Raw genomic sequence first — 6,833 nt, 5'->3', positions numbered from 1 at the left:
TTGGCCATGGGCCATTCTTTATTTAATTAGTGTTGCACTTAAAGTGTAAATTCAAGATGAAAAAAATGAATCGTATTTTAGTAGCCACGATGATGGCCTTCACCATGTTAGGTGGCACGATTGTTCCTAGTGTGACAGCATCTGCTGCCAAGAAGACCGGTTACAGTCGGATTGAAAAATGGACGAGTGGGTTTAATCATGATAAGTATCGGGTTAAGAATAAAAAGGGTCGTACGTATAAGATGACCGGGAAAGCCAAGAATATTAAGTTAAAGACCAATCATTACTTAAAGAATTATAAGAAGACCAAGTGGGTTCGTACTGGAATCACCCAAATCAAACACAAGGGTGATTGGATGGTCTATTATTATATGAAGCCAATTACTAAGAAGAAACATGCCGGTGGTTGGGTTAAGTTGACCGACATGAAGCCGGTCAAAACTTATAAAGCCGATAAGTATCATACCGCCGATTTTGATACATGGTATCGAACATTAAATAAGTCACAACGAAAGAATTATGTTGGTTGGGTGCAGCAAGGCGGTGCATCAGATGGTGATGGGGAACCATCACAAATTGACAAAAGTTATCTCAACTAAATTTATGTGACTAGAATTTCTCCAAAGTTCATCCAAAACAATCGACCTTTTTGAAATTGCGATTCGCCTACGCAAATCGCTGCTTCTTGGGGACTATTCTCTCCACTTTCATTTCACTAATATAATTGTTCGTAAACATAGCCGATGACAAATTGTCAGTATCTTTGATTACCGTGAAGGGAGTTTTTAAATTGAAAAAAATGAATCGTATTGTAGTGGCCGCTGCAATGGCTTTAACTATGATGGGTGGCACAGTGATGCCGAGTGTTGTCGCTTCTGCTTCTAGTAAAACGGGTTACAGCCGGATTTTCAAAGCAACTACTCGGAATCATGAAAAATATCGGGTCAAGAATACCAAGGGTAAAACCTATAAGATGACTGGTACCAAGAAGAATGTAAAATTGAAGACCAACCATTATTTGAAGAACTATAAAAAGAACAAGTGGACCCGAACGAAGATTACCCAAATCAAGCACAAGGGTAGTTGGATGGTCTATTACTACATGACCCCTATCACTAAGAAGAAACATGCTGGTGGTTGGGTTAAATTAACCGATATGAAGCCAGTTAAGACTTATAAAGCTGATAAGTATCATACTGCTGATTTTGATACATGGTATCGTGGTTTAAAAAAAGCAAATCGTACTGAATATAAAAATGATGTTTTAAGTGCCGGCGCAATTGATGCCCTTGGTGACCCTTCAATCTTTTAATTAAGTTTATAATATGTGAATATTTCCAATAAAGAAGACATGGTCTTCTTTATTGGCCTCGCGATTCGCCTACGCGAATCGCTACATAATGGGGCTAATTGCCCCACACCCCATTTCACACATGTAATCACAGTAATTGTTCCTAAACACGGTCGATGCTCTTTCGGTTGAATCTGTTGGTAGCTTTAAAACAGCAAAACACAGCTTAAAGACAGATGACATTCAGATCAAGTAGGCACGGTGAGAACATTTAAACTCCAATTGAAACGCCGACTATCTTAAAGCGTTCATAAAATGGTAGAATGGAAATGCTGATTAAATTCCATTCTACCTTTTTGTTGTTCTGTTTTTTGGGAATGACACTAACAGAGAACTTGGCTCTAGTAATTAGGTTCAATACATTGCTAGTGACGACACAATGACAGTCGACAGAAAACATTATCGACAAACTCTGCTACCGTGATCAGTATGACTTTCGAAGCACACACAAGCTTAAATAATTTTACAAACCAACGACACACAACAAACTACAAACGTTGCTACATCAAAGGAGAGAACACTATGAGTACCATTCAATGGTTCCCAGGCCATATGGCCAAGGCGATTCGCCAAATGGAAGAGAACGTTCACCTCGTGGATATTATTTTCGAGTTGGTCGACGCCCGCATTCCCGCTTCATCCCGTAACCCCGAGGTTACCCGAATCGCAAAGGACAAACCGCATTTAATCATCTTAACCAAGAAGGACTTGGCAGACCCACAACAAACCGCTGCCTGGATGCGTTACTACCAGTCACAGAACTTGCCAGCTATTTCAATTGATTCCAGAGCCAACGTGACTCCCAAGCAAATTACCAAGATTGCGGCCAGCATTCTGGCGGACAAGCTCGCGGCGGAAAAGGAAAAGGGCTTGAAGGAACGCCCAATGCGCGCCATGACAGTTGGAGTCCCTAACGTGGGTAAATCAACATTACTGAACCACCTGGTGAGCCGCAAGGCCGCTCAGGTCGGCGATACCCCTGGTGTGACGAAGGGCCAACAATGGTTGCGCTCCAGCAAACACTTGGAATTACTAGACACCCCCGGAATTCTCTGGCCTAAGTTCAAGGATCAGGACGTGGCGTTGAAGCTTGCATTGACCGGAGCCATCAAGGAAAAGCTCTATGCCAAGGATGACGTTGCCTTATTTGAATTGAAATTCTTCCGACAATATCATCAGGTTGCGCTGCAGGAACGGTATCATTTGGCAGACGAAGACTTCGACCTGTCTGACGTTGATCTGTTAATGCAAATCACCGCCAAACTCGGCATGCGTGAAGACTACGAACGGGCCAGCGAACGCCTCATCTTCGACGCTCGCCGTTCTAAGATGGGTGGGTTCACCTTGGACCGCGCACCCCAAGCGGGTGAGGACCATGACGACTAAGCCCGTTAGCCTAGCCGAACTCCGCCAGCAGTTGACCGATGTGACGTCGCCTTCAGACCCCCGTCTGGAGGCGCTAGCCGCCGATCCGCGCAAGGGGGCCCAGCAACTCCTTGCTAAGCTTAAACGCCAGCTTGCGCGTCGTGAGGCCGCTGAGGAAGCCTTTCAGCATCGCCTACACTACGAAAGACCATTCTGGGCCGCTGGTCAGCAGGTTGCTGGGGTCGATGAGGTTGGTCGAGGGCCCTTAGCTGGACCGGTCGTGACGGGGACCGTCATTTTACCCAGCGACTTCGATATTCCTTTAGTTAATGACTCCAAGCAACTCACACCCAAGGAACGTGAAGCCCTATACCCGAAGATTCTGGCACAGGCCACGGCCGTCAGCATTGGGATTGGGAGTCCACAGCTCATCGATCAGATTAATATTTATCAGGCGACGCGGGTGGCTATGCAACGAGCCGTTCTCGGCCTCGGTGTGGCGCCAGATCACTTGATCGTCGATGCCATGCAGATTCCAGTGGCACTTCCGCAGACCCGGTTAATCAAAGGGGACGCGAAGAGTGCCAGCGTTGCGGCGGCTAGTATCGTCGCTAAGGTCTACCGGGACCATTTAATGGCAGCCTACGATCAACTGTATCCCGGCTATGGTTTTGCCAAAAATGCTGGGTACGGGACCGCGGAGCATCTGAGTGGTTTGGCCGATCGGGGTGTGACCCCAATTCACCGCCGAACTTTTTCACCCGTTCAGAAAATAATTGCCAACGAATCACGGAGTTAGTCCTAAAGAGGACAGGAGGTTGCGACATGCAACTGACACTTCGTGATTTTTTCATGCGCTTACCCTTAGTCACTGGCATCGGCCCCAAGACCTGTGTGGCCTGCTGGCACTGGTTAATGGCCCATCCCCAGATTCAAGCCATCACCACCGCCACTCTCGACCAATTAGGTGCCGAGCTACCGTTACCCGCCGAGCGACTCAAGCAACTTCATCTGGAGTTGTTCAGCCATGCCATGAACCAACAAATAACCGAAAATCTCACGCACAGTGGGTGTCTAACCATTGTCGATCACGCTTATCCGCCGCAACTCAAGGAAATCTACACACCACCAGTCGCGTTATTCTTTCAGGGCGATCTGCGCAATCTTCAAGGGCCACAGTTGGCGGTCGTCGGGTCACGGCACCCCACAAACTACGCCTTAACGGCCATGCGCCTGTTACTGCCAACCGTGGTCGAGACCAACATTTGCATTGTCTCTGGCCTGGCCCAGGGCGTCGATACGCTCAGCCACCAGGTGGCCTTAGCCCATCGTGGCCGCACGGTGGCGGTGATTGGGACCGGCCTAGACAAGTGTTATCCCGCCGCCAACCGTGACCTCATGGACACCCTGGCCCACGATCAGCTTGTACTTTCGGAATATCCGTGGGGTACCAATGGCGCGCGGCATCATTTTCCAGAACGGAATCGGATCATCGCCGGTCTCTCACAGAGTGTTCTCGTGGTCGAGGCGGCTCATCATTCGGGGAGTCTGATCACGGCTAATTTTGCACTTCAGGAGAACCGAAACGTCCTTGCGGTTCCCGGGACAATCGACGGTCCAAATTCGGTCGGCACTAACGAATTAATTCTCGCTGGGGCGAAACCGATCTTGAATTCCGATCATATAATGGAAGAAGTTTTAGTTGACAAGTTACCCTGACTTGAAATATCATGTGTGGGATTATAGTGAAATGTTTAGCGAACTTTTGTTTCGCGATTAAAACAAGTCGATAGGAACGGGGATTCCCGCCCAGCGGGGCTTCGTTGCCTATTATTCGAGGGAGTAATGTGCATTGCCGACTAAAGCAAAAACTAAGACAGCAGCTAAGACACGGCGAAAGCCACAAAAAAAATTAGTGATTGTCGAATCACCAGCTAAAGCCAAAACCATTGAGAAGTATTTAGGCCGAACCTACAAGGTCGTTCCCAGCTTGGGACACGTCCGGGATCTGCCTAAGAGTTCAATGGGGATCGACTTCGATAACGACTACGACCCACACTACATTTCCATTCGGGGGAAGGGTGATGTGATCAAGGGTCTGCGTTCGGAAGCCAAGAAGGCCAAAGCCGTTTATTTGGCATCTGACCCTGACCGTGAAGGGGAATCCATTGCCTGGCATTTAGCCCACGTCCTTAACTTGGATGTGACCGCCAAGAACCGGGTCACCTTTAACGAAATCACGAAGGATGCCGTCAAGGAAGCCTTTAAGACGCCACGGTCCATCGATATGGACTTGGTCAATGCCCAACAGGCCCGCCGGATCTTAGACCGGTTGGTGGGATACTCTATCTCACCTCTGTTGTGGAAAAAGGTTAAGAAGGGCCTGAGTGCCGGTCGTGTGCAATCGATCGCACTGTCCCTGATTATTGCCCGTGAAAATGAAATTAAGGCGTTCAAGCCCGAAGAATACTGGACGATCGATGCCGACTTCAAGAAGGCTCGTCATACCTTTAGCGCCAGCTACTACGGGCTAAATGGTAAGAAGGCTGACTTGAAGGACAATGACGCCGTTCAAGCCGTCTTGGGTAAGCTGGATCGCAAGGGCGACTTCGACATTACCAACGTCGTACGTAAGGAACGGAAACGTTCCCCACAGCCACCATTTACCACCAGTTCCATGCAACAAGATGCTAACCGGAAGTTAAACTTCCGGACGCGGAAGACCATGATGGCCGCTCAACAGCTTTACGAAGGGATCAACCTGGGTAAGGAAGGCACGCAAGGGCTCATTACCTATATGCGGACCGACTCGACTCGGATTTCCAGCATCGCTAAGCACGAAGCCTCCACGTTTATTCATGAGAAGTATGGGGCGGAATTTGCTGCAACTAAGCCAATCAAGGGTAAGCTGCCAGAAGGCGCTCAAGATGCCCATGAAGCTATCCGGCCAACGTCCGTCTTCCGGACACCGGCTAGCCTGAAAGAACGCCTGACTAAGGACCAATTCCGGCTCTACCAATTGATTTGGAATCGATTCGTTGCCAGTCAAATGACGAACGCGATCATGGACACCATGGCCGTTACGCTGGACCAAAACGGCGTAACCTTCAGAGCCAACGGATCCAAGATGAAGTTCGAAGGGTTCTTGAAGATTTACAAGGGTGGTAAAGAAAAGGATAATCTGCTCCCTGATCTCGAAATTGGTGATCACGTGAAGTTGGCCAAGACCGATCCAGCCCAACACTTTACTCAGCCGCCTGCACGTTATTCCGAAGCCAACTTGATCAAGGCTTTGGAAGAAAACGGGGTTGGTCGACCATCAACCTACGCCCCAACGCTGGATACCATTCAACGGCGCTACTACGTTAAATTAGTCGGTCGGCGTTTCGAACCGACGGAACTCGGTGACATCGTCAATACCATCATCAACCAATACTTCCCCGACATCGTGGACGTTGGGTTCACGGCCGGTCTGGAAGAACAATTGGATGGGATTGAAGAAGGCAAGCAGGATTGGGTCAAGGTTATTGACACCTTCTACAAGCCATTTTCAACCGAAGTGGCGCACGCCGAAGATGCGATCGAAAAGATCCAAATCAGAGACGAACCAGCTGGCTTCGACTGTGACATCTGTGGTGCCCCAATGGTCATCAAGATGGGGCGTTACGGGAAGTTCTACGCTTGTTCACGCTTCCCAGATTGCCGGAATACCAAGGCCATCGTCAAGGAAATCGGCGTCATCTGTCCCGTTTGTCACAAGGGCCAAGTCATCGAACGTAAGTCCAAGAAGAACCGGATTTTATACGGTTGTTCCCGTTATCCGGACTGTGACTTTGTCTCATGGGACAAGCCCGTTGGCCGTGATTGCCCTAAGGACGGTCACTACCTGGTTGCCAAGAAGATTCGTGGCGGCTCGCAGATCGTTTGTCCTAACGGTGACTACGAAGAAGCGCCACAGAAGTAGCTTTCCACAATTAAATCTTAATTTTGTTTCACTGGCGTTGACCTCTCAGGGGTCGACGCCTTTTTTGGCCCTTCACTTATTACTAACGTAAAATCACTCAATTTTTTCGCACGATTTTAGAAAAAATCGTTTCAATCAAATAATGGTCCATCC

Annotated in this window: 6 protein-coding genes; all 6 read left to right on the top strand. The window is 48.5% G+C overall.

What is annotated here, in order from left to right; translation table 11 throughout:
* The first annotated feature begins 65 nt into the window (after window positions 1-65).
* Window positions 66-599, top strand: coding sequence for a hypothetical protein (locus tag IV54_RS05600; RefSeq protein ID WP_157054365.1), 534 nt, complete (start codon window positions 66-68; stop codon window positions 597-599).
* Between the two features lie 200 nt (window positions 600-799).
* The gene (locus tag IV54_RS05595; RefSeq protein WP_157054364.1) at window positions 800-1,312 is read left to right on the top strand and encodes a hypothetical protein; all 513 of its coding nucleotides are present in this window, start codon (window positions 800-802) and stop codon (window positions 1,310-1,312) included.
* 561 nt (window positions 1,313-1,873) lie between these two features.
* Window positions 1,874-2,737: a ribosome biogenesis GTPase YlqF gene (ylqF, locus tag IV54_RS05590; protein ID WP_057878411.1), complete on the top strand. Its 864-nt coding sequence runs from the start codon at window positions 1,874-1,876 to the stop codon at window positions 2,735-2,737.
* Window positions 2,727-3,515 (top strand): ribonuclease HII, encoded by a 789-nt coding sequence (locus IV54_RS05585; protein ID WP_057878410.1) that lies wholly within the window; start codon window positions 2,727-2,729, stop codon window positions 3,513-3,515. The genes ylqF and IV54_RS05585 overlap by 11 nt, the downstream gene beginning before the upstream one ends.
* A 26-nt stretch (window positions 3,516-3,541) precedes the next feature.
* Complete coding sequence (dprA, locus tag IV54_RS05580; protein WP_057878409.1) at window positions 3,542-4,435, top strand: DNA-processing protein DprA; 894 nt, start codon at window positions 3,542-3,544, stop codon at window positions 4,433-4,435.
* A gap of 133 nt (window positions 4,436-4,568) precedes the next feature.
* Window positions 4,569-6,680: a type I DNA topoisomerase gene (gene topA / locus IV54_RS05575; protein ID WP_057878408.1), complete on the top strand. Its 2,112-nt coding sequence runs from the start codon at window positions 4,569-4,571 to the stop codon at window positions 6,678-6,680.
* Window positions 6,681-6,833: the final 153 nt, after the last annotated feature.

Origin of the sequence: Levilactobacillus paucivorans, from assembly GCF_001437125.1 — a bacterium.
Lineage (GTDB): Bacteria > Bacillota > Bacilli > Lactobacillales > Lactobacillaceae > Levilactobacillus > Levilactobacillus paucivorans.
Note: the sequence above shows the minus strand (reverse complement) of the source record. Positions and strands in the feature narration are given on the sequence as shown.